Origin of the sequence: Kitasatospora sp. SolWspMP-SS2h, assembly GCF_003259315.1 — a bacterium.
In the GTDB taxonomy this organism is placed as follows: domain Bacteria; phylum Actinomycetota; class Actinomycetes; order Streptomycetales; family Streptomycetaceae; genus Kitasatospora; species Kitasatospora fiedleri.
Genome location: NZ_QLLT01000039.1, coordinates 1 through 21,716, shown reverse-complemented (window position 1 = coordinate 21,716; position 21,716 = coordinate 1). Strand labels below are relative to the sequence as shown.

The following is a 21,716-nucleotide window of genomic DNA, read 5'->3' as shown; positions in this document are numbered from 1 at the left end:
GGCGTCCCCGCGGCCTGCCGCTCGGCCGGACCGCTCAGCCGCCGACCGCAGCGGCGACCGCCGCGTCGATCGCGCCGTAGAGCTCGGAGCGCAGGCCGAGGCGGCTGGTCCGGATGTCGACGGCCTCGGCCACGGCGGGCTGGGCGTAGCGGTCGACGGATTCGCGGATGCCGTGGACGAGGGGGGCGCCGGCCTGGCCGAGTTCGCCGCCGATGACGATGGCGGCGGGGTTGAGGCAGTTGACCAGGTCGGCGAGGACGCGGCCGATGGTGCGGCCGGCCTCGCCGATCACGCGGGCGGCGGCGGGGACGTCGGCGAGCCGGTCGAGCGGCGGGAGGTCGACGTGTTCGCCGGGGCGGGCGCCGGGGGCGAGGACGTGGGCCAGTCGGCGGCGGACCTCGGTGATGGAGACGACGGACTCCAGGCAGCCGCGGTTGCCGCAGCGGCACCAGGTGCCGGTGTCGGGGAGCTGGATGTGGCCGATCTCGCCGGAGATGCCGCTGGCGCCGCGGTAGAGGCGCCCGTCGAGCAGGAGTCCGGCGCCGATGCCGGTGGACGCCTTGACGTAGATCAGGTCGTTGACGGTGCCGCCGGCACCGTGGGCGCGTTCGCCGCGGGCGCCCATCTCGGCGTCGTTGCCGACGGTGACGGGGCGGCCGAAGACCCGGCCGAGTTCGGCGGCGGGGTCCATGCCGATCCACTGGGAGAGGGTGGAGGGGGCGCGGACCACGTTGGTGCGGGTGTCGAGGGCGCCGGGGATGCCGGCGGCGATCGCGGTGATCCCGTCGAGGCGGTGTCCGGCGGCGTCGAGGGCCTGTCCGGCGAGCGTCTCGGCGGCCTGGAGGACCTCGCGCGGGTGGTTGTCGACGTCGAGGTGGGCGGTGGCCTCGCCGAGGACGGTGCCGGAGGTGTCGGCGACGGCGGCGGTGAGGTGGGTGTGGCCGAAGTCGAAGGCGAGCACCAGGGCGTGCGCGCGGCGCAGGCTGACGGCGGCGGCGCGGCGTCCGCGTCCGGCGGCGGGCGGGCCGGTGGTGGTGGCGTCCTCGCTGACGAGCCCCTCGTCGAGCAGGTCGGTGACGGCGCTGCTGACGGCGGAGCGGGAGAGCCCGGTGAGCCGGCTGATCTCGGCGCGGCTGAGCGTGCCGTGCTCGCCGAGGACGGCGAGCAGGGTGGCCCGGGTGCGCAGGCGGCGGGCCGAGGGGGCCGGGACGGCGGGGGCTGTCATGCACGGAACGGTAGCGGACTCCCCCTTGATTTCACCGCTGAACGGATTATTTGACGGTCTGCTCGTCCTCTTGACGGACGAATTGGCCTATACCTATGGTCGAGGGCATTAGCAACACCTCATGTGCCGGTACGCGGGACGCGCCGGGAGAGGAAGGCCGATGAACGCCATCCAGAGCCGTCATCGCTGGTGCGTCGAGATACCGCACGCCAACGAGATCCGCTCCGGCCGCCACCTGTTCATCGTGGACGCCGCCGTCGAGGAGGACGCCCGCCAGGAGGCGATCGAGCGCGCCGAATCGGCCGAGGCCCGCAGACACCGGCGCGACGCCGACCTGGACCTGGCCCAGGTCACCGTGGTCCACCTGGGACTGCTCCGCACGCACTGATCCCCCGACGGCCCGCCGGCCGCCGGGGGATCCGCCGTCGCGCCTCAGGCCCGCCCGGCCGACTTCTGGGTCCGCCGCGCCAGCGAGTCGATCACCACCGCGGCCAGCAGCACCGCACCGGTGATCATGAACTGGATCGCGTTGCTCAGCCCCTGGATGTTCATCCCGGACTGGATCGAGCCGATCACCAGCGCACCGAGCAGCGCCGACCAGGTCGACCCGCGCCCGCCGAACAGGCTGGTGCCGCCGATCACGGCCGCCGCGATGGCGTTCATCAGCAGGTTGCCGCCGCCGGAGGTCTGCGAGGCCGACTGGATCTGCGCGGCCAGGAACAGGCCGCCGATCGCCGCCATGGTGGAACAGATCATGAACACCGTGATCCGCACCAGGGACACGTTGATGCCGGCCCGCCGGGCGCCCTCGATGTTCCCGCCCAGCGCGAACACCTTCCGCCCGTACGGGGTGCGGCGCAGCACGAACTCCAGCACCACCACGAAGACCACGAAGACCAGCAGCGCCAGCGGCAGCCCCTTGTACCGGTTGAGCGTCCAGGCCACCAGGAACCCGACCACGGCCAGCGCCGCGCTGCGCACCAGGATGTCGGTGAGCGCCCGGTAGGGGACGCCGGCCGCCCGCCGCCGCCGGGCGTCCAGCAGCGAGGAGCCGAGGAACAGCACCACGCCGGCCGCCGCCAGTCCGTAGGCGGCGATCTGCTGCCCGTAGATGGTGGAGTACAGCCGCGAGACGATGTCCTTGCCGGACAGGTTGACGGTGCCGCTGGCGCCCAGGACCTGGAGCATCAGGCCGTTCCAGCCGAGGTTGCCGGCCAGCGTCACGACGAACGCCGGGACGCCGACCTTGGCGAAGAACAGGCCCTGCACCAGGCCGACCACCGCGCCGCCGGCGACCGCGGACAGCAGCGCCAGCCACTGGTTGACGCCGTGCGTGACGTTCATGACCGCGAAGATCGCCGCGCACAGGCCGCTGACCGAGCCGACCGACAGGTCGATCTCGCCGAGCAGCAGCACGAACACCACGCCCAGCGCGATCATGCCGGTGCCGACGATCTGCTGGGAGAGGTTGGACAGGTTCTGCGCCGACAGGAAGCTGCTGTTCAGCGAGCCGAACACGGCCCAGATGACGACCAGCGCGACCACCACCGGGGCCGAGCCCAGCTCGCCGCTGGTCAGCCGCCGCCGGAACTCAATCAGGTAGCCCTTGAGGCCCTCCTGCCGGACGATCAGCCGCGGGTCGACGGCCGGGGTGGCCTCCGCGGCCACCGGGACGGGCGCGTTGACGCCGCCGGTCGGCATGGCGTCCTCGGGCAGCCCGTGGTGTTCGGGCTCCGGGGTGTCCCCGCTCATCGCTCGCCTCCCTCACCGCGGGCCCGCCGGCGGGTCACGGCGTTGTCCGTGGCGCCGGTGATGGCCGAGATGATCTGCTCCTGGTTGGTGGAGTGCTTGTCGAAGACCCCGTTGTTGCGGCCCAGCCGCAGCACCGCGACGGTGTCCGCGACCGCCATCACGTCGGCCATGTTGTGGCTGATCAGGATCACCCCGAGGCGCTGGTCGCGCAGCCGCTCGACCAGGTCCAGGACCTGCGCGGTCTGCTCGACGCCGAGCGCGGCGGTCGGTTCGTCCAGGATCACCACCCTGGGCGAGCCGACCAGCGCCCGGGCGATCGCCACCACCTGGCGCTGGCCGCCGGAGAGCGAGGCGATCGGGATGCGCACGCTGGGGATCCGGATCGAGAGCGAGTCCAGCAGCTTCCGGGAGCGCTGCTCCATCGCGACCTCGTCCAGGACCAGCCCGAACTGCTTGATCTCCCGGCCGAGGAACAGGTTGCCGACCACGTCCAGGTTGTCGCAGAGCGCGAGGTCCTGGTAGACGGTGGCGATGCCCAACTGCTGGGCGTCCTGCGGCCGGTGGATGGACACCGGCCGCCCCTCCCACTCGATCACGCCCTCGTCCGGCTGGTTGACCCCGGCGATGGTCTTCACCAGCGTCGACTTGCCGGCGCCGTTGTCGCCGACCAGCGCGAGCACCTCGCCGGCCCGGACCTCCAGTTCGATGCCGGTGAGCGCCTGGACGGCGCCGAACCGCTTCGAGATCCCCCGCAGTGCCAGTACGGTCTCACCCGCCACCGCGACCACCTCCTCTTCCGGTCGGGGGCGGCTTACTGGATTCCGGCGGCCTGGCAGGCCGAGGCGTAGTCCGGGGTGCAGATCTGCTGCGCGGTGTACAGGCCGTCGGCGATCACGGTGGACTTGATGTTGTCCTTAGTGAGCACGACCGGGGCGATCAGCAGCGAGTCGACCTTGGTGCCGCTGCCGTTGGTCGAGGTGGTCGGCTTGAGCGAGGACCCCAGGCTCTTGCCCTGGGCGAACTGCACCGCCATCTCGCCGGCCGCGTCCGCCTCCGGCTTGTACGGCTTGTAGATCGACATCGTCTGGGTTCCCGCCAGGATCCGCTGCACGGCGTCGAGTTGGGCGTCCTGGCCGGTCAGCGGGACGTTCAGGTTGGCGGCCTTGAGGGCGGTGGCGATGCCGGCCGCCATGCCGTCGTTGGCGGAGTAGACGCCCACCACGTTCGGGGCGCCGATCGCGGTGATCGCGGCGGCGGCCTCCTGGTTGGCGGTATTCGGGTCCCACTGCGGGGTGTCGTACTCCTTGCCGATCTTCAGCTTGCCGTCGATCGCGCTGTGCGCGCCGGCCTTGAAGTCGGCGGCGTTCGGGTCGGTCGGCGAACCGTTGATCATGATGATCTGGCCGCTGCCCGCCTTGTCGCCGACCGCCGTGACCAGCGCCTCGCCCTGGAGTTCGCCGACCTTGTGGTTGTCGAAGGAGACGTAGGCGTCGACCGGGCCCTGGGCGAGCCGGTCGTAGGCGATCACCTTGACGCCCGCGTCGTGCGCCTTCTGCACCGAGGACTGGATCGCCTTGGAGTCCACCGCGTCCAGGATCAGCACCTGGTCGCCCTTGGTCAGCGCGGTGTCCACCTGGGTCTGCTGCTGCGTCGCGTCCTGGTTGGCGTTGTAGTAGTCGATCTGCGCGTCGGGCGCCAGCGACTTGATCTTCGCCTCGATCAGCGGGCGGTCGAACTGCTCGTACCGGGTGGTCTTGGACTCCGGCAGCAGCAGACCGATCTTCACCGCCTGGTTCGCGCTGCCGGAGGAGCCCGGGGAGCCGGACGACTGCTTGGCGCTGCCGCAGGCCGCCAGGCCCACGGCGAGCGTGGCCGCGGTGGCCGCGACGGCGATCCGACGGAGACCGGTGTGCATGATGCCCTCTTCCTGTCGATGGCGCCCCCGTCACCGAGTGTGAGAACGGTCGGCGTCCGCCACGATCGGGGTTGCTCCGAGCGGGTGGCGGGGCCCGCGGTGGGCATGCGGGAGGGAGTGCGCGGGCGGGGTGTGACGGCACCCGTCCGGGTTTGTATGCTTCGCTCGGCCTCTACAGCCCTGTAGAAGTTCGGCCGGCGGCAAGGGGTGAGGGGGCGTCATGTCCGTACGCAACGAGAGAACCGGCCACGACGGTGCACGCGGCCTCGGCCGACGGGGGCGGCGGATCGCCCTGTGGGCCACCGTCGGCACCGTCTCGCTGGCCGTCCTGGCCGGCGGGCTGCTGTACCACCGGCTCAACGGCAACCTGAGCACCTTCGGCGGCGACGGCGTCAGCCGGGACCGGCCGCCCGCCGCCGGCGCCGACGGCGAGGGCCGCACCCCCGTCAACCTGCTGCTGATCGGCTCCGACACCCGCTCGGGCGGCAACCAGGACCTCGGCGGCGGGGAGGACGGCGGCGCCCGCTCGGACACCGCGATCCTGCTGCACGTCTACGCCGACCACCGGCACGCCGTCGGGGTCTCCCTCCCGCGCGACTCGCTGGTCGAGATCCCGCCCTGCCTGCTGCCCGACAAGACCTGGACCCCGGACCGGCCCAGCGCGATGTTCAACAGCGCCTTCTCGGTCGGCGACACCGAACAGGGCAACCCGGCCTGCACCCAGAACACCGTCGAGAAGCTCACCGGCCTGCGGATCGACCACACCCTGGTGATCGACTTCAAGGGCTTCGCCGACATGACCACCGCGGTCGGCGGCGTCGACGTCTGCCTGCCCCGGGCCGTCTACGAGGGCGACCTGGACCCCCACCTCGGACAGCGCGGCAAGGAGCTGTTCAAGCAGGGCCACCAGACCGTCTCCGGGCAGGCCGCGCTCGACTACGTCCGGATCCGGCACGGCCTCGGCGACGGCTCCGACATCGGCCGCACCAAGCGCCAGCAGGCCTTCCTCGCCGCGCTGATCAGGCAGGTCAAGGCGCAGGGCATGGACCCCACCACGCTGCTGCCGCTGGCCGACGCCGCCACCAAGGCACTCACCGTGGACGAGGGACTCGGCTCCGCGAGCAAGCTGGTCGACTTCGCGACGTCGCTCAAGAACGTCGACCTGCACGACGTCAAGTTCCTCACCGTCCCCTGGCGCTACCAGGGCGAACGGGTCGCCCTGGTGCACCCCGACGCCGACCGGCTGTGGGCCGCGCTGCGCTCCGACCACACCCTGGACGGGCAGGACGCCTCCGCGTCCGCCCCCGCCCCCGCTTCCGACTCTGTCTCCGCCTCCGTCGAACCCGCTTCCGTCCCCGCCACCACCGCCACCACCCCACCGGCCCCCACCGACCCGCTGCCCACCAGCGTCAGCCAGGCCCGCTCCGCCGACGAGGACGCCTGCGCCGACCTCACCTACGGCTGACCCGCCGCTCGCACCGCCGTCGCCGGTGACGGCGTCAGGCGGCGGGCGGGAGGAGGCGGGTGAGCGGGCGGCGGCCTTCGGGCCAGGTGCCGAGGTGGGAGGCGGCATTGATGTGGCCGAGGTCGCCGGCTTCGACGAGGTCGGCGACCCGGGCGTCGCGGTCGGGGTGGTCCCAGGAGTCGTGCTCGACCCGGACGGTGCGGCGGTCGGCGGTGTGCCGGTAGTGCTGCCAGGGCCCGGGGCCGGAGTTGCCGATGCCCACGAGGTGCACAAAGGTGACGGGTTCCATGGAGACCTCGTGCTCGGCGCCGCGGACCGGTGGTCCGGCGGCGCGGAAGGGCCGGGGATCGGCGCCGACCCCGCGGGAGGAGGAGTGGATCGTGTGTCCGCACCTTAACGGCAGGTTGCGCGACGTGGCGGTCTCGTGCGGGCGCCGGCCGGAGGGCAGTATGAAGGGCTCCTTGACGCGGCGTCGGAAAAACCCGGGAACTCGGGCGTTGCTCCCGCACCGGAGACCCGCCCTGTGGTAAACGGCCCGGTGGGAGGCGGTGGGACGGCCACGGGGGGCCGGTCGGACCGGGTACTGACGATCAATCAGGGTGCTGACCTGGGGTTCCAACTACCCTTGTCCACGCCGGAGCAGACGGGTCTTCACGCCTGGCTGGGCGACCGTTCACCTGTTCGCCCGATGATACGATCATCCCGCTTGGGGGAGCGGCGGGTTCACCCTGCGATGACGGGGATTCAGCAGTCGGCCGCCAGTCGCCTGAAGAGAGTCTTATGACGAAATACACAGCGGACCCGTTGCTCTGGGTCCTCTTCCTCGTCCTGGCCGCCGCGGTCCTCATCGTGGTCCGCCAGCGCAAGGCAGCAGCGGCACTCCGACAGGAGATCGACGGGCTCCGGGAGCACTACACCGACCTGGAGCACCACTATACGCAGTCGGTCGCCTCCGCCCAGGAGCAAGCGGACGAGGCAACCAAAACGGTATTGAAGTCCGCCATGCGGACGCTCCAGGGCCTCGCGGCGGAGCAGCAGTTGATCCTCTCCCGGCTGCAGGACAAGTACGGCGAGTCCGTCATGCTGCAGGACCTGCTGGAGGTCGACCACACCAACTCCCAGTTCGGCCGCCGCGCCCAGTCCATCGCCGTCCTGTGCGGCGGCTGGCTCGGCCGCCACCGCGACGTCGCCTCGGTGTACGACGTGGTGCGCTCCGCCCAGGGCCGCATCCGCCACTACCGCCGGGTGGAGATCCTCTCCCAGGTGGACTTCGGCATCTCCAGCCGCGCGGTGGAGCCGGTCGCCCTGGCGCTGGCCGAGCTGCTCGACAACGCGACCTCGTACTCCAGCCCCGACACCGTCGTCGAGATCAACATCCGCACCGTGCCCAAGGGCGTGGTGATCGTGGTGGACGACGCCGGCGTCGGCATGAACGACGAGGAACGGGCCCGCGCCGAACGGCTGCTGACCACCGAGCGGGTCACCGGCGTCAGCGGACTCGGCAACCCGCCGCAGTTCGGCCTCGCCGTGATCGGCGTGCTCTCCGAGCGCTTCGGCTTCGAGGTCTCGGTGGACTCCAGCTCCCCCTACGGCGGTGTCCGCTCCGTGCTGCTGCTGCCGCACGAGCTGCTCACCAACATGCCGGAGCGGCGCGCCCAGCCGCCCGCCCCGACCGTCCAGGCGGCCGTCCAGAGCCAGGCACCCGCCCCGGCCCCGGCGCCCGTCCCCGTGGCGCGACCGGCAGCGCAGCCGGCCGCGCTGCCCGCCGCGGTCCCTCCCGCGGCCACCGAATCCTTCGGCTCCACCGAGGACGGGCTGCCGATCCGCCGCCGCAAGCGGCCGATGGCGATCGTCCCGACGAACGAATCCGCCCCCTACGGCGCGCCCGCAGCGCCCGCCGCCCCCTCGTCCCGTTCCGGGGCGCAGACCGCGGCGATGCTGGGGGCTTTCCAGCGCGGCACCAGGTCCGGTCGCGCCACCCAGCGGGACGACGCGAACCAGACGACCAGCACCCGCGGTGCAAGCAGTGAAGGGCATGAGTTCTCGTGAACGACGATCTGTCTTGGATGCTCGACAGCGCGCTGGAGATCCCCGGGGCCCTGCACGCGGTCCTGATCTCCGCCGACGGCCTGCTGATGGCCCGCACCAGGGACATCGACAAGGACAACGCCGACCGGGTGGCCGCCGCGATGAGCGGCGTCCAGTCGCTCAGCCGCTCGCTCGGCTTCTTCTGCGACAACCCGACGCAGCGCTGGCAGCAGACCCTGGTCGAGTTCGACGGCGGCTGGGTGTTCCTGATCTCCGCCGGTGACGGCGCCTACCTGGGCGTCTCCGCGCTGCCGGACGTCGACATGCAGGACATCACCTTCCGGATGCAGCAGCTCGTGGGCCAGCTCGGCAAGTTCCTCGCCGCGCCGCCCCGCGAGGACATCGGGGTCCGCAGGTGAGGGGCGGCGGCGAGGACTTCGAGTTCGAGCCTGCGGATTTAGTCCGCGCCTACATCATCACCAAGGGGCGGGAGCTGCCGGACGAGCAGCAGCTGTCCCTGATCACCCTGGTCACCGCCACCCCGGAGGAAGGCCGCCGCCCCAACCGGCTCACCCCGGAGGAGGAGCGGCTGCTGGACATCTGCTCGGCCGGCTACCTCTCGGTCGCCGAGGTGGCGGGCCACACCCGGCTGCCGCTGGGCGTGGTCCGCATCGTCCTGGCCTCGCTCACCGAGAGCGGCCACCTGATGACCCGTCCGCCGGTCCCGAGGGCCCGGAACGCCGACAAGGACCTTCTGGAGGAGGTGCTCAATGGGCTTCACCGCAAGTTCGGATGACCGGGTCGGGCTGACCACCGACGACTACGTCGCCGGAGGTGCCACCCAGACCGCCGTGAAGATCCTCGTCGTCGGGCACTTCGCCGTCGGCAAGACCACCTTCATCGGCTCGATCTCCGAGATCGAACCGCTCTCCACCGAAGAGACCATGACCCAGGCCGCCGAGGCCGTCGACGACCTCAAGGGCGTCAAGGGCAAGACCACCACCACGGTCGCCCTGGACTTCGGCCGTCTCACCCTCAGCGAACGCGTGGTGCTCTACCTGTTCGGCACCCCCGGGCAGACCCGCTTCGTCCAGATGTGGGAGGACATGGCCCGCGGCGCCCTCGGCGCGCTGATCCTGGTCGACCCCGAACGGCTCGCCGACTCCTTCCCCGTGATCGACCTGATCGAGCAGTACGGGCTGGACTACGCCATCGCCGTCAACCACTTCGACGGCAACCCGGAGCGCGCCGAGAAGGCGCTGCGGGAGGCCCTCGACCTGCTCGACGAAACCCCGGTCGTCACCTGCGACGCGCGCAACGAGAAGTCGTCGGCCGCCGCACTCACCACTCTCGTCCGCTATTTGCTGGACCGCGCCAGCTAGGAGCAATACGCAGCCATGGACGCTCACTCTTCCGCCCCGGTACCCCCGCCCGGGTGCCCGGCCCACGGCGGCCGAGTGCCGCTGTACGGAGCCGAGTTCGCCGCCAACCCGCAGTCGTACTACGACTACCTGCGGCACTACGGCCCGACCGCCCCGGTCGAGCTGGCCCCCGGGGTGAACGCCACCCTGGTCACCGAGTACTCGGCCGCCCTGCAGCTGCTGCAGGACTCCGCGACCTTCCGCAAGGACGGGCGGCGGTGGCGCGAGCTCAACGAGGGCGTCGTCCCGATGGACAGCCCGGTGGTCCCGATCCTCATGCACCGCCCCAACGCCATGTTCGCCGACGGCGCCGAGCACCTGCGGCTGCGCCAGGCCATCACCGACACCATGGCCCGGATCGACTCCCGCCGGCTGTCCCGGGTCACCCAGCAGGTCTCCGACTTCCTGATCGCCCAGTTCGGCTACCGGGGCTCGGTCGACCTGGTCGGCGGCTACGCCCGGCAGCTGCCGCTGTTCGTCTTCAACGAGCTGTTCGGCTGCCCCGCCGACATCGGCGACCGGGTGCTGTTCGGCATCACCGGCATGTTCGACGGCATCAACGCGGAGCAGGCCGCCGAGGTGCTGTACGGCGCGGTCGGCGAACTCGTCGCGCTCAAGCGCAGCCGTCCCGGCGAGGACGTCGCCTCCTGGCTGATGCAGCACCAGGCGCGGCTCACCGACGAGGAGGCCGTGCACCAACTCGCCCTGCTGCTGGCCGGCACCGACCCGGAGGGCAACTTCATCGGCTCCACCCTGCACCGGCTGCTCACCCACGACGCGTACGCCCACCAGGGCGGCCTGATCGACGAGGCGATCGACGACACGCTGTGGGAGAACCCGCCGTTCGCGAACCTCGCCCCGCACTACCCGGCGATGGACACCGAGTTCGCCGGCGAGCAGTTCAAGGCCGGCGACCTGATGCTGGTCTCGTTCGCCGCCGCCAACCGCAGCCCGATCCTGGCCGGCGAGCGCCAGGTCGGCAGCCGGGCGCACCTGGCCTGGAGCGCCGGCCCGCACGCCTGCCCCTCCAAGGACTCGGCGCGGCAGATCGCGATGACCGCGATCGAGAACCTGTTCAACAAGCTGCCGGACATCGAACTCGCCGTCCCCGAGGCCAGCCTGAGCTGGCGTCCGGGCCCGTTCAACCGCGGCCTGGTCGCGCTCCCCACCCGGTTCAGCCCGGTCGAGCCGGCCCGTCCGGTGCCCGCCGCCGCGCCGGCCCGGCCGGTGGCGGCCAAGACCCCCGAGAAGACCGGACGGTGGAGCCAGTTCCTCAACTGGCTCTCCAAGTGATCTTCACAACAGTACTCATGTCACGTGCGTCGCATGAATATTGATCGGCTCGGGTATTCAGCAGCGCAATTGCCTCCGCCATATGCGGTTGCCCGCTGACCGAGAACAGGAGGGTGTCGTGGAGAGAGTCTCCAAGGACGCCTGGGCTTCGTACACCGCCCCCTCGCACCCGCCGATACCCGGCGGTCGGGGGGGCGTCGGGCGTCTTCCGTGCCCCCCCGCCGGCCCGGCCGGCCTGAACGAACTGCTGCCCCCGTCCAAAGCCGCCACCCGCACCATCGGCTCCCACACCGCCAGACAGCTGCTCGCCCTGTGCGAACTCGCCGGACTGGGCCGCCGGGAGTCCGGCGCCTACGCCCGGGCCGTCAACGCCGCCCTCGGGCCGGTCGCCGACCGCTCCCTCGACCTCCCCCCCGGTACGCCGTCGTTCCTCTCCGACGACCACACCCCGGTCGAGTTCTCGCTCTCCTTCTCCGCCGACCGCGCCCCCACCCTGCGGGTCCTCTTCGAACCCGCCAGCGGCTTCGGCACCCCCGCCGAGAGCAGCCGCCTCGCCCTGCGCGCCCTGCACGGCCTCGCCGGACACTGGGGCATCTCCACCGAACAGCTCGACACCGTCACCGACCTGTTCCTCCCGGACGAGCCGCAGGGGGCGTTCTCCCTGTGGATCGCCCTGGAGCTGCTCCCCGGCGGCACCCCCCGGATGAAGGCCTACCTCAACCCGGCCGCCCACGGGGCCGCCCACGCCGAACGCACCGTCCGCGCGGCGCTGCGCCGACTCGGCCACCACCACGCCGACAGCGACCTGCCCGAAGGCGACCAACTGCTCTTCCTCGCCCTCGACCTCGGCGACTGGCCCGAACCCCGGCTCAAGATCTACACCACCCACCACGGACTCACCCCCGCCGCCGCCGGCACCCTCGGCCGGATGCCCGGCGGCCCCGGCCCCGCCGAACTCGAGTCCTTCCTGCGCACCGCCGCCGGCATCACCCCCGACACCAACCCCCGGCTCACCCTGCGCCCCGTCCAGACCTGCCACGGCTACACCGACACCACCGGCGTGCCCAGCGCGTTCACCGCGTACGTGCCCGTCCGCGACTACGCCCGGCACGACGGCGAGGTGCTCGACCGCGCGGTCGTCCTGCTCGACCGCTACGGCATCGACCCGTCCGGACTGCGCAACGCCCTCGGCGCGCTCACCCCCCGCCCGCTGGAGGACGGCGTCGGCCTGATCTCCTACCTCGCCCTGGCCCACCAGCACGGCCGGACGCCCCGGATCACCGCGTACCTCTCCTCCGAGGCGTACCGGGTCCGACCGCCGAACGTGCGCTGACGCGCCCGGCCCGAACCGGCTCCCGGCGGCCGTCCCCTCCCCTGTGACCGCCGCACCGCACCGCGTCCGTGGCCGCTCCGACGCTCACGCTCACGTTCACGTCCGTACCCGCATCCCCGGCGCCGCCCCTTGCTCTTCCCGTGCTCCTCTTGCTCTTCCCGCTCTTCGTTCCCGCTCTTCGTCGTTCCCGTTCCTGCCACCGTCGGGCGCGGCCGCAGGCGGAACCGCCCGTGGGACCGCACGCCCACGCGCGACTCCGCACCCTCACTGCGGCCTACGCCTCGCGCAGCTCACGGAGGTACGAGCCGACGTCCACCTGGATCGAGGACCCCGTCGACATGCCGTACCGGCGCTCGATCCCGGCCAGGTGCCCGCCGATCTCCTTCCGCATCACGTCCGCCGCGGGCAGCACCGCCTCCCCCGTCAGCAGCCGCGCCACCCACTGCGCCTGCGCCTCCACCAGCCGGGTGATCGACCCCACCGGGCGGATCAGGCCCAGGAACAGCAGCCCCGGCAGCTCCGGCGCCACCACCCGGCGGTACAGCCGGACCGGACCGGTCGCGCCGGCCGGGTGCCCGTCCGGCAGGAACGGGAACCGCCAGTCGAAGCCGGTGCAGAACACGATCGCGTCCGCCTCCGTCCAACTCCCGTCCGTGAAAAGGACGGTGGAACCCTCCAGCGAGGCGATACCGGGCTTCGGCAGCACCGCGCCGTGCCGGATCCGGCTCAGGATCTCGTCCGAGATGGTCACCGCCGAGGAGAAGATCCGGTGGTCCGGCTCGGGCAGCCCGTAGTCCGACATCCGGCCGCGCGCCACCTCCAGCGCCTGCTCCACGAACTCCCGCTGCTCCTCCAGCGACTTGGCGGTGAACCAGGGCGCCTCGGCGATCAGGTCCACCGATACGCCGTGCAGCTGCTTGGGTATGACGTGCAGGCCGCGGCGGGCCGAGAGCACCGTCCGGGCCGCGTGCCGCGACAGGTCGGCCGCGATGTCCACCCCGGACGCGCCCATGCCCACCACGACCACCCGCTGGCCGGTGAAGTCCCGGCCGTCCATGAAGTCCATCGAGTGCAGCATCGCCCCGGTGAAGGACTCCGCGCCCGGCGGCAGCGGGTTCGGCATCGTCGGCACGTTGTGGTGCCCCGAGGCCACCACCACCTGGTCGAACGTCCGCCGGGTCTCCACCCCCGCGGCACCGCGGCTGACCACCGTCCACACCCCGTACGCGTCCTGACGCACCGACAGCACCTCGGTGCGGAACTCGATGTGCGGCAGCAGCCCCGCCCACTCGGCGAACTCCCGCAGGTACGCCGCCACGTCGCTGTGCCGCGGGTACAGCGGCATCTCGTCGGACATCGGGAAGGCCGCGAACCCGGTCAACTGCTTGGCGCTGTTCAGGTGCAGCGCCTGGTACGCCGGACCCGGCTCGCCCGCCGACGGCCGACGCCAGATCCCGCCCACCCCCGGGGAGCGCTCCAGGCAGACGAAGTCCAGCCCGCGCTCGCGCAACGCGTACGCCGCCGCCAGCCCCGACAGCCCCGCGCCGATCACACAGACACCCACTGCGACCTCCATGAATCGCTCAGCAGATAACTCGCCGCTCCCCCAACAATCTTGACCCTCCAGCATAAGCAGGGCACATATCGCCCCCAGGGCCGCCACCGGCCCACCACGCCCGCTGCGGAGGGCGGTTCGGATTCCGGGAGATACGGCTGCGCCGGGGCGGCTCCCCTGGGTGCGCCTTGCCCGGAGCGGCGGGGCCCCTCCACACTGATCGTCCGGGGACGAGGGGGCGGGCGGCATGGTGGAGCACGGATCGGCCGACCGGTCCGCCTTCGGCCCGCTGCTGCGCGCGCTGCGCACCCGGGCCGGGCTCAGCCAGCAGACCGCCGCCGCCCGCGCCGGACTCAGCACCCGGGCCCTGCGCGACCTCGAACACGGCCGGGTCCGGCAGCCCCGCGAACGCACCCTGCACCGGCTCGCCGACGCCCTCGGCCTGACCGCCCCGCAGGCCGCCGGACTGCGGGCCGCCGCGACCGACCTGGGCGCGAACACCGGCGCCGGAGTCCGAGTCGGCGCAGGAGTCGGCTCCGGCTCCGGCTCCGGCTCCGGTTCAGGCGCCGCCGAGGGCGGTCGGACGACGCTGCTGCTGCTCGGCCCGCTCGTCCTGCGCCACGGCCGCGCCAACGTCCCGATCGGCAGCCCCACCCTGCGCCGCCTGCTCGGACTGCTCGCCCTCACCCACCCCGGCGCCGCCACCCGGCAGGAGATCACCGACACCCTGTGGCCGTCCGGACCGCCCGACTCGCAGCAGAGCCTGCTCCACACCCACATCGGCCGACTGCGCCGCCTCCTCGCCCCGAGCACCCCCGGCAGCTCCGACGACCCCGACCACCCGGCCCGCCCGGCCCATCCCGGCATCGTCCGCACCCCCACCGGCTACCGGCTCGACCTGCCCCGCCACCGCACCGACCTCGGACGGTTCGACGACCTGCTGGCCCGCACCACCTCCCTGCGGAACGCCCCCGACCCGGACACCGCGCACCGGGACCTCACCCGCGCCCTGCGGTGGTGGCGCGGCCCCGTCCTCGCCGACGCCGACCCGGCCCTGCGCCGCCACCCCGCCGCGGTCGCCGCCAACGAACGGCGAATCCGCGCCGCCCTGCTGCACGCCGACACCGCCCTGCTGCTGCACCGCGCCGACCAGGCCGTCCACCCGCTCCGGGAACTGGCCCACCTCGAACCGCTCCACGAGGGCCTGCACGCCCGGCTGATCCTCACCCTCGCCGCGAGCGGCCGACAGGCCGCCGCCCTCGACACCTACACCCGCCTGCGCACCCGCCTCGACGAGGAGCTCGGCGTCACCCCCGGCCCCGAACTCCACGACGCCCACCTGCGCGTCCTGCGCGGCCAGCTGCCCGCCCGGCCGGCTCCTCCTCCACCGGCCCGGCCCCCGTCCGGCCCGGCGCCCCTCCCCCCGCCGCCCGCCCAACTCCCGTCCGGCCCGGGCCGGTTCGTCGGCCGCCACCGGTACCTGCGCGAACTCGACGCCCTGCTCCCGGCCGTCCCCGCCGACCCTGCCGGGCCCGCCGACCCGTACCCGCTCGTCACGGTGGTCGGCCCGCCCGGCATCGGCAAGACCGCCCTCGCCACCCACTGGGCGCACGAACACCGCGACCGCTTCCCGGACGGCCAGCTCTTCGCCGACCTGCACGGCCACTCCACCCGGCCCGCCGCACGGCCCGCCGACCTCCTCGCCCGCTTCCTGCGCGCCCTCGGCACCCCGCCCGACCGGCTGCCCGCCGACCCGGACGAGGCCGCCGCGCTCTACCGCACCCTGCTCGCCGACCGCCGCCTGCTGATCGTCCTCGACGACGCCCGGGACGCCGCCCAGGTCCGCCCGCTGCTCCCCGGCGCCCGCGGCTGCGCCGTCCTGGTCACCAGCCGCAACCGCCTCACCGGCCTGCTGGTCGGCAACGGCGCCCACCGCCTCACCCTCGACGCCCTCGACCCGGCGGAGGGCACCCGGCTGCTCGGCACCGTCCTCGGTGCCCCCCGGATCGCCGCCGAACCGGCCGCCACCCGCCGCCTCGTCCACGCCTGCGGCGGCCTCCCCCTCGCCCTCCGCCTCGCCGCCGCCCACCTGGCCGCCGCCCCCGACAGCCCCCTCGCCGACCACGCCCCCGCCCGCCCCGACGCCGGCCTGCTCGCCCGCCTCGACCTCGCGGACGACCCGCACACCGGCCTGCGCACCGCCTTCGACCGCTCCTACCGCGCCCTCCCCGCCCCCGCCCGCCACCTCTTCCGCCTCCTCGGCCGGGCCCCCGCCCCCGGCCTCACCACCCAGGCCGCCACCGCCCTTGCCACCACCACCCCCGCCGAGACCGCCGCCCTGCTGGCCCGCCTCACCGACGCCCACCTCGTCCGGGAAGAACCCCCCGGCCACTACCGGCTGCCCGGCCTGCTCCACCCGTACGCCGCCGGGCTGCCGGCCGAACGAGGTTCCGACGTCGACCAGTCGGCTGACGCCCACCCGCTGCCCGACCCTCCGGGCCTGGCCGCCCCTCCGGGCTCGACCGGCCTCGATCAGCCGACCGGTCCCGCCCGACCGGCCGACCGCGCCCGGCCGGCCACCGTCGCCGTCCGGGCCTGCGAAGCCGGACAGCTCACCGCCGCACGGCAGTTGACGGAGCGCCTGCTCCCACCCGTCGCGGTGTCCCCGTCCGTGCCACCGCGCCCGTCCGCGCCACCGCCCCCGTCCGCCGGGCCGCACCCCGACGACATCACCGTGCTGGGCCTGATCTGCGGGAAGCTCGGCCGCCTGTCCGAGGCCGCCGAGCACTTCGCGCACGCCGCCCGCCTGCTCGGCCCGGCCGCCCCCGGCCTCGACGGGCCGGCCGACCGGGAGGCCATCGCCCGGACCAACCTGGCCGTGGTCCAGCGGGCGCTCGGGCGCCCCGGCGAGGCGATCCGGGTGATCGGCGAGACCCTGCCGGTGCACCGGCGGCACCGCAACCGGTTCAGCGAGGCCGTCGCCCTGACCTGCCTGTCCTCCGCCCACACCGACCTCGGCGACCACGCCACCGGACAGTTGCTCGCCCACACCGCGCTCGCCGCCGCCCGCACCGTGCGCAACCGGGCCCTGGAGGCCAACGCCCACCTCGCCCTCGCCGCCGCGCACGCCCGCGCCCACCGTCCCGCCGAGGCGGCCGCCGGCCACCGCGAGGCCCTGCGCCTGGCCGAGGCCGCGGGCGACCGCCACCCGCAGGCCGTCGCCCTGACCGGCCTCGCCGCCGCCCTGCTCGACACCGACCCGCGCGCCGCGCTGCGCACCGCCGAGCACGCCCTCGTCCTCGCCCGGGAAGCCGAGTTCCGGGTCCCCGAGGGCGACGCCCTCACCGTCCTGGCCCGCGTCCGGGTCCGCCTCGGCGACCCGCGGGCCGCCCTCGCCCTCGGCACCGACGCGCTCGCCCTGCACCGCGCGAGCGGCCACCGCCCCGGCGAGGTCCGGGCCCGCCTCGCCCTCGCCCTGGCCGCCACCGCGCTCAGCACCGGCCCCGGCACCAGCACCGCCAGCGCCGGCGCCGCCGACGCGGTCCGGCACCGCCGGGAGGCGCTGCGGATCGTCCGGGCGGCGGGCGGCACTTCCCTTCGCTGAACCGGAAGTTCCGCGAAACTTCCGCTCCCCGCACATCACCGCAGCTCAGCGCCCCGCCCTCCCCGTCCCGCCCTCTGGTCCCGCTCCGGCCGCCCGGAGAGCCCGGCTCCTTACGGTGAGAACCCCACTGCACCGGACCGGATCCCGAGGTGACACCTTGAGCCGCTACGACCGACTCGCGTACACCCCCGCCGTACGCCGCCTCCAGCAGGAGATGGGCAGCGCCGCCCCGGCCACCCCCTCCTGACCCTCCCCCCCTTTCCCTCCCTCGTCCCCTCTCCCCCTTTCCTCCCTTCTCTCCCACTTCCTCCCTCCTCCCTCCGACCGAAGGACCGACCCCGCCGTGCCCGCCAGCCTGACCGACCGCCCCGCGGCCGTGGCCTCCGCCGAACCCGCCATCTGGTCCCGCAACTTCCGCCGCTACTTCACCGCCCGCAGCGCGGGCCTGCTCAGCTGGGCGATGCTCCCGGTCGCCGTCTCCGCCGGGTTGCTCTCCTCCGGCCACGGCCTGGACACGGCGGGCTACGCGATGGCCTTCCTGGTCGCCCCGTTCGCCGGCCTGGTGCTGTTCGGCGGCGTCCTCGCCGACCGGTTCACCGCCCGCCGGATGATGATCCTCGCCGACCTGGCCAACCTGGCCGCGCACGTCCTGCTCGCCCTGCTCTTCTGGCACGGCATCGACCACCTCTGGCAGCTGTACGCGCTGCTCGCGGTGGCCGGCACCGCGAACGCCCTGTTCCAGCCCGGCGCCTCCTCGACCGTCCCGCTGGTCTCCCGCGACGTCCAGGGCGCCAACGGCGTCCTGCGCACCTCCGAGGCCGCGACCGGTCTGGGCGGCCCCGCGCTGGCCGGCGTGCTGGTCGGCTTCGGCTCCACGGGGTGGGTGATGGCGGTCTCCGCCCTCGCGTACGCCACCAGCGCCGCCTGCCTGTTCGCGCTCCGCCTGGGGCCCGTCCCCGCTCCGCCCGCCGACCGCTCGCTCTGGCGCAACCTGGCCGTCGGCTGGCACGAGTTCCGCTCCCGCAGCTGGCTCTGGGGCGTCGTCCTGATCTGGATGTGCTACGCCGTCCTGGCCTGGGGCCCCCAACTCTCGCTCGCCGCAGGCATCGTGGTCCCCGCCCACGGCCCCACCGCGTTCGGCCTGATCAACTGCGCCCTCGGCGCGGGCACCGTGGCCGGCGGCCTGCTCGCCATCCGCTACAAGCCCCGCCGCCCCCTGGCCGCCGGCGCGGTCGCCATGTTCGCCTACCCCCTCTACCCCCTCGCCATCCTGCTGCATGCCCCGGTCTGGCTGCTCGCCGCCGCCCAGGTGCTGGTCGGCACCGGCATCGGCGTCTGGGGCGTCATGTGGTCCACCGCCGTCCAGACCCAGGTCCCCGGCGAGGTCCTCAACCGGGTCCACGCCTACGAAGTCGCCGGCTCCGTCGGCCTCTACCCCCTCGGCTCCGCCCTCGTCGGCCCCGCCGTCCACGCCTTCGGCACTTCCCACGTCCTCGCCGCCGGCACCCTCGTCGCCGTCCTCACCCCCCTCGCCCTGCTCCTCACCCGCCCCATCCGCACCCTCCCCCGCGTCCCGGACCGCCCGGTCTGACGCTTCAACGCCGTTCCTCCTCAGCCGAGTTGAGCACCCATCCGACGACCCTTCCACCGGGAACACCGGACTGCCCCACGGGGTTCCCGTCCCCGCACGGCCCGCAGCGGGGAGGGCCGCGATCGAGGGGGCACCAGGTGCGAACCGCCGGATTCCGGGTCAACGGAGGCGTCGAAGTACTGGAGGAGCTGGATGCGCCCGAGCCGGTACCGGCCGCCGGTCAGGTCACCGTGCGGGTCGCCTTCGCGGGCGTCGATCTGGCCCACCGCTCCCCCCACCCAATCGGTGGCCACCTCACCGGAGCCCTCCGCCTCCTCGCCACCGGCCGGATCGAACCCGGCATAACGGAGGCCCTCCCCCCGGCAGAAGCCGCCGAGGCCCACCGACTCCTGGAAACCGGCACCGGAAAAGGCAAGCTGCTGCTCGCACTGCACTACCCCCGGCCGCCCCGCCCGGCCACCGAAGAGGCCCCGGGCCACCGACCCGGGGCCTCTCACCGAAGCGGGCACCCAGACGAGCCGTCCGGCAGATAGTAGCCGCCCGCCCAGCCCCGGCGGGGTTCTGGGCCCTGCTCTCGCTCTCGGACCTGCCGTGTGCGCAAACTAGGCCGCCTACACCGACGGCACGGATACCGAGACCATCCGGCAGCCCGGCAGGGAAGCCGCCTTCCCCGGAAGAGGAGAACGAAGAAGCCCCAGGTCGCTGACCTGGGGCTCTCTCATGGAGCGGGTGACGAGAATCGAACTCGCGCTCTAAGCTTGGGAATCTTCTGTGCCGAATCAGGCATTTCCGCAGGTCACAAGCCTTGCAGGCCCCAGCTCGGAGCGCCGTGGATCATGGCCCCTTGACCGCCGACGACCCCGATATACCGCCCCTACTCGCGCAACAGTCGCGCACGACGCTCCACAACCGTTTCGATTCGCCGCCTTGGAGTCGCCTCGATCGCGCCCCGACACAACCGACCGAACGGCCATGAGACATCGACCGCTCCTCGGTGCGCAAGGCTGCAGGCTGGCTACCTGATCGATGCCCGCAGCGCTCCACTTCCCCTGGGCACGCAGCGATGAGACCGAAAGGCTCTCGCCATACGGCATGAACGCGACATACAATGACACTGGGGAGCATTTCCCCGGCCAAGAGCATCGACGGCCAGAAGACCTCAGCACGGCCAGTCGGACTGCCGTATCGGCGCTCCGGTCATCTGCCGCCTTCCACCGACCCAGAGCTCGGTGGAATCCTCCGGGAAGGTCTGCCATGCCTCGCAAGCAGAAGGCACGTCGCCGGTTTCGGCAACGCCCGCCAGTACAGGTCAGGCCGCTGGAGCGCGACCTACACCGACCGTAACGGCCGGACACAGCGGTCTCCGGAAACCTTCGCCACCGAGCTCGACGCCCTGACCTGGCTCGCACTCGTTCAGGCTGACCTCGCCCACGGCCGCCGCACACCCATCACCTCCCCACTCAAGGGCGTCCTGTTCAAGGACTACGCCAAGGACTGGATCGACAACCGCCCCCTCGCGGCCACTACCCGCGGGCTCTACCAGCGCCTACTGAAGGCATGCATCCTGCCTACCTTCGGCAGCACCCCCGTCACCCGCATCACCTTCGCGAAAGTCCGGCACTGGAACTCCGAACAACTGGACAAGCACGGCGAATCAATCGCCGCCAAGGCCTACCGGCTCCTCAAGGCGATCATGGAGACCGCCGTCGCCGACGACGAGACACTCCCCCGCAACCCGTGCCGCATCCGCGGCGCCGGCAGCGAGCACCCGGCCGAACGCCACACTGCCACCGTCACCCAGGTCTTCACGCTCGCCAACGCCGTCGGCGAACGGTGGCGCCTGTTCGTCCTCCTCGGCGCGTTCGCCACCCTCCGCCCCGAAGAACTCGCCTCCCTCAGGCGCGAGGACATCAAGGTCGCCCGACGCCTGATCCGCATCACTTCCGCCTCGCCCGAACTCCTCAACGGCAGGCGCGCCACTGGCCGCCCCAAGTCCGAGGCCGGAACCCGCACCGTCCACCTGCCCGCCATCCTCGACGAAGTACTACACCTGCACATGGACCGCTACGCCGAGCCCGGCCCCTTCGGACTCGTCTTCGTCGGCGAGAAGGGAGCCCCCTTCCGCCGTTCCACCTTCGGCCGCACGTTTCGCAAAGCCCGTGCCGACGTTCCCGGCCTGCCGGAGAACTTCACCTTCTAAGACCTGCGCCACACCGGGAACACGCTCCTCGCCCAGGAAGGCGTCAGCCTCAAGGACCTCATGGTCCGCATGGGCCAGAGCACCCTACGCACAGCCATCGGCTACCAACACTCCGCCGACAACCGCCAACGCGAACTCGCTGTCAAACTCGACCACCGCATCCTCACCGACCTCAGCCACCGCAGCGCAGTCGACAGTCGAACAGCGCCATGAGCCCGACGATCTCCCGAAGAGCGATCAGTGAGCCTTTTCAGCGCTGCAGCTCGAGGGTGAGGACGGCCTTGGCTGCTGACGTCAGCCAGTTCGGGCTGCATCGGGCGTGCTGGAAGATTCT

The 21,716-nt window shown here is 72.8% G+C and carries 18 protein-coding genes; 12 read left to right on the top strand and 6 right to left on the bottom strand.

Annotated elements, in window-relative coordinates; translation table 11 throughout:
- Positions 1–34: 34 nt before the first annotated feature.
- Complete coding sequence (locus K353_RS31180) at positions 35–1,225, bottom strand: ROK family transcriptional regulator (RefSeq protein WP_111556854.1); 1,191 nt, start codon at positions 1,223–1,225, stop codon at positions 35–37.
- Positions 1,226–1,385: 160 nt separating this feature from the next.
- Here K353_RS31180 and K353_RS31175 point away from each other — a divergent pair, with 160 nt between their 5' ends.
- Entirely contained in the window at positions 1,386–1,613 is a 228-nt protein-coding gene (locus tag K353_RS31175; protein ID WP_233533947.1) for a hypothetical protein, read from the top strand.
- 44 nt (positions 1,614–1,657) lie between these two features.
- Here K353_RS31175 and K353_RS31170 read toward each other — a convergent pair whose 3' ends face one another.
- The 3 genes from K353_RS31170 to K353_RS31160 are packed head-to-tail and all read right to left on the bottom strand — an operon-like array spanning position 1,658 to position 4,892.
- Positions 1,658–2,926: a sugar ABC transporter permease gene (locus K353_RS31170; protein WP_111556882.1), complete on the bottom strand. Its 1,269-nt coding sequence runs from the start codon at positions 2,924–2,926 to the stop codon at positions 1,658–1,660.
- 47 nt (positions 2,927–2,973) lie between these two features.
- Positions 2,974–3,756 (bottom strand): ATP-binding cassette domain-containing protein, encoded by a 783-nt coding sequence (locus K353_RS31165; RefSeq protein WP_370447686.1) that lies wholly within the window; start codon positions 3,754–3,756, stop codon positions 2,974–2,976.
- A 32-nt stretch (positions 3,757–3,788) separates the two neighbouring features.
- Positions 3,789–4,892, bottom strand: a complete 1,104-nt coding sequence (locus K353_RS31160) for a sugar ABC transporter substrate-binding protein (RefSeq protein WP_111556852.1) — start codon at positions 4,890–4,892, stop codon at positions 3,789–3,791.
- A 220-nt stretch (positions 4,893–5,112) separates the two neighbouring features.
- Here K353_RS31160 and K353_RS31155 point away from each other — a divergent pair, with 220 nt between their 5' ends.
- Positions 5,113–6,357 carry an LCP family protein gene (locus tag K353_RS31155; RefSeq protein ID WP_111556851.1) on the top strand — a complete coding sequence of 415 codons (1,245 nt, stop codon included), beginning with the start codon at positions 5,113–5,115 and terminating at the stop codon, positions 6,355–6,357.
- Between the two features lie 34 nt (positions 6,358–6,391).
- On the opposite strand, the gene K353_RS31150 is transcribed toward K353_RS31155, so the two are convergent.
- The gene (locus tag K353_RS31150; protein WP_111556850.1) at positions 6,392–6,646 is read right to left on the bottom strand and encodes an alpha/beta hydrolase; all 255 of its coding nucleotides are present in this window, start codon (positions 6,644–6,646) and stop codon (positions 6,392–6,394) included.
- Between the two features lie 491 nt (positions 6,647–7,137).
- Here K353_RS31150 and K353_RS31145 point away from each other — a divergent pair, with 491 nt between their 5' ends.
- The 6 genes from K353_RS31145 to K353_RS31120 all read left to right on the top strand — a co-directional run bounded on the left by K353_RS31145 (position 7,138) and on the right by K353_RS31120 (position 12,432).
- Positions 7,138–8,406, top strand: coding sequence for an ATP-binding protein (locus tag K353_RS31145; RefSeq protein ID WP_111556849.1), 1,269 nt, complete (start codon positions 7,138–7,140; stop codon positions 8,404–8,406).
- Positions 8,403–8,804, top strand: coding sequence for a roadblock/LC7 domain-containing protein (locus K353_RS31140; protein ID WP_033250356.1), 402 nt, complete (start codon positions 8,403–8,405; stop codon positions 8,802–8,804). Before K353_RS31145 ends, K353_RS31140 begins: the two co-directional genes overlap by 4 nt.
- On the top strand, positions 8,801–9,181 hold the full coding sequence (locus K353_RS31135) for a DUF742 domain-containing protein (RefSeq protein ID WP_100837323.1): 381 nt from the start codon (positions 8,801–8,803) through the stop codon (positions 9,179–9,181). Before K353_RS31140 ends, K353_RS31135 begins: the two co-directional genes overlap by 4 nt.
- Positions 9,156–9,767 (top strand): ATP/GTP-binding protein, encoded by a 612-nt coding sequence (locus K353_RS31130; RefSeq protein WP_111556848.1) that lies wholly within the window; start codon positions 9,156–9,158, stop codon positions 9,765–9,767. The genes K353_RS31135 and K353_RS31130 overlap by 26 nt, the downstream gene beginning before the upstream one ends.
- Before the next feature lie 15 nt (positions 9,768–9,782).
- Positions 9,783–11,099, top strand: coding sequence for a cytochrome P450 (locus K353_RS31125; protein ID WP_111556847.1), 1,317 nt, complete (start codon positions 9,783–9,785; stop codon positions 11,097–11,099).
- Between the two features lie 118 nt (positions 11,100–11,217).
- Positions 11,218–12,432: a tryptophan dimethylallyltransferase family protein gene (locus K353_RS31120; protein ID WP_233533946.1), complete on the top strand. Its 1,215-nt coding sequence runs from the start codon at positions 11,218–11,220 to the stop codon at positions 12,430–12,432.
- Positions 12,433–12,706: 274 nt separating this feature from the next.
- Here K353_RS31120 and K353_RS31115 read toward each other — a convergent pair whose 3' ends face one another.
- Positions 12,707–13,996: an NAD(P)/FAD-dependent oxidoreductase gene (locus K353_RS31115; protein ID WP_111556845.1), complete on the bottom strand. Its 1,290-nt coding sequence runs from the start codon at positions 13,994–13,996 to the stop codon at positions 12,707–12,709.
- 238 nt (positions 13,997–14,234) lie between these two features.
- Between K353_RS31115 and K353_RS36680 the strand changes: the two genes are divergently transcribed.
- The 4 genes from K353_RS36680 (at position 14,235) to xerC (ending at position 21,382) form a co-directional block, all read left to right on the top strand.
- Complete coding sequence (locus K353_RS36680) at positions 14,235–17,591, top strand: BTAD domain-containing putative transcriptional regulator (protein WP_255410784.1); 3,357 nt, start codon at positions 14,235–14,237, stop codon at positions 17,589–17,591.
- A 343-nt stretch (positions 17,592–17,934) separates the two neighbouring features.
- The gene (locus K353_RS31100; protein ID WP_233533945.1) at positions 17,935–19,182 is read left to right on the top strand and encodes an MFS transporter; all 1,248 of its coding nucleotides are present in this window, start codon (positions 17,935–17,937) and stop codon (positions 19,180–19,182) included.
- Between the two features lie 137 nt (positions 19,183–19,319).
- The gene (locus K353_RS37360; RefSeq protein WP_158585547.1) at positions 19,320–19,715 is read left to right on the top strand and encodes a zinc-binding dehydrogenase; all 396 of its coding nucleotides are present in this window, start codon (positions 19,320–19,322) and stop codon (positions 19,713–19,715) included.
- Between the two features lie 575 nt (positions 19,716–20,290).
- Positions 20,291–21,382 (top strand): tyrosine recombinase XerC, encoded by a 1,092-nt coding sequence (gene xerC / locus K353_RS36275; RefSeq protein WP_233533944.1) that lies wholly within the window; start codon positions 20,291–20,293, stop codon positions 21,380–21,382.
- Positions 21,383–21,716: the final 334 nt, after the last annotated feature.

Bases quoted from the DNA above. Each gene is read 5' to 3' on its own strand.
- K353_RS31160 (WP_111556852.1), bottom strand. From the start codon at position 4,892: ATGCACACCGGTCTCCGTCGGATCGCCGTCGCGGCCACCGCGGCCACG.
- K353_RS31130 (WP_111556848.1), top strand. From the start codon at position 9,156: ATGGGCTTCACCGCAAGTTCGGATGACCGGGTCGGGCTGACCACCGAC.
- K353_RS31125 (WP_111556847.1), top strand. From the start codon at position 9,783: ATGGACGCTCACTCTTCCGCCCCGGTACCCCCGCCCGGGTGCCCGGCC.
- K353_RS31145 (WP_111556849.1), top strand. From the start codon at position 7,138: ATGACGAAATACACAGCGGACCCGTTGCTCTGGGTCCTCTTCCTCGTC.
- K353_RS36680 (WP_255410784.1), top strand. From the start codon at position 14,235: ATGGTGGAGCACGGATCGGCCGACCGGTCCGCCTTCGGCCCGCTGCTG.
- K353_RS31170 (WP_111556882.1), bottom strand. From the start codon at position 2,926: ATGCCGACCGGCGGCGTCAACGCGCCCGTCCCGGTGGCCGCGGAGGCC.
- K353_RS31175 (WP_233533947.1), top strand. From the start codon at position 1,386: ATGAACGCCATCCAGAGCCGTCATCGCTGGTGCGTCGAGATACCGCAC.
- K353_RS31180 (WP_111556854.1), bottom strand. From the start codon at position 1,225: ATGACAGCCCCCGCCGTCCCGGCCCCCTCGGCCCGCCGCCTGCGCACC.
- K353_RS31155 (WP_111556851.1), top strand. From the start codon at position 5,113: ATGTCCGTACGCAACGAGAGAACCGGCCACGACGGTGCACGCGGCCTC.
- xerC (WP_233533944.1), top strand. From the start codon at position 20,291: ATGACACTGGGGAGCATTTCCCCGGCCAAGAGCATCGACGGCCAGAAG.
- K353_RS31150 (WP_111556850.1), bottom strand. From the start codon at position 6,646: ATGGAACCCGTCACCTTTGTGCACCTCGTGGGCATCGGCAACTCCGGC.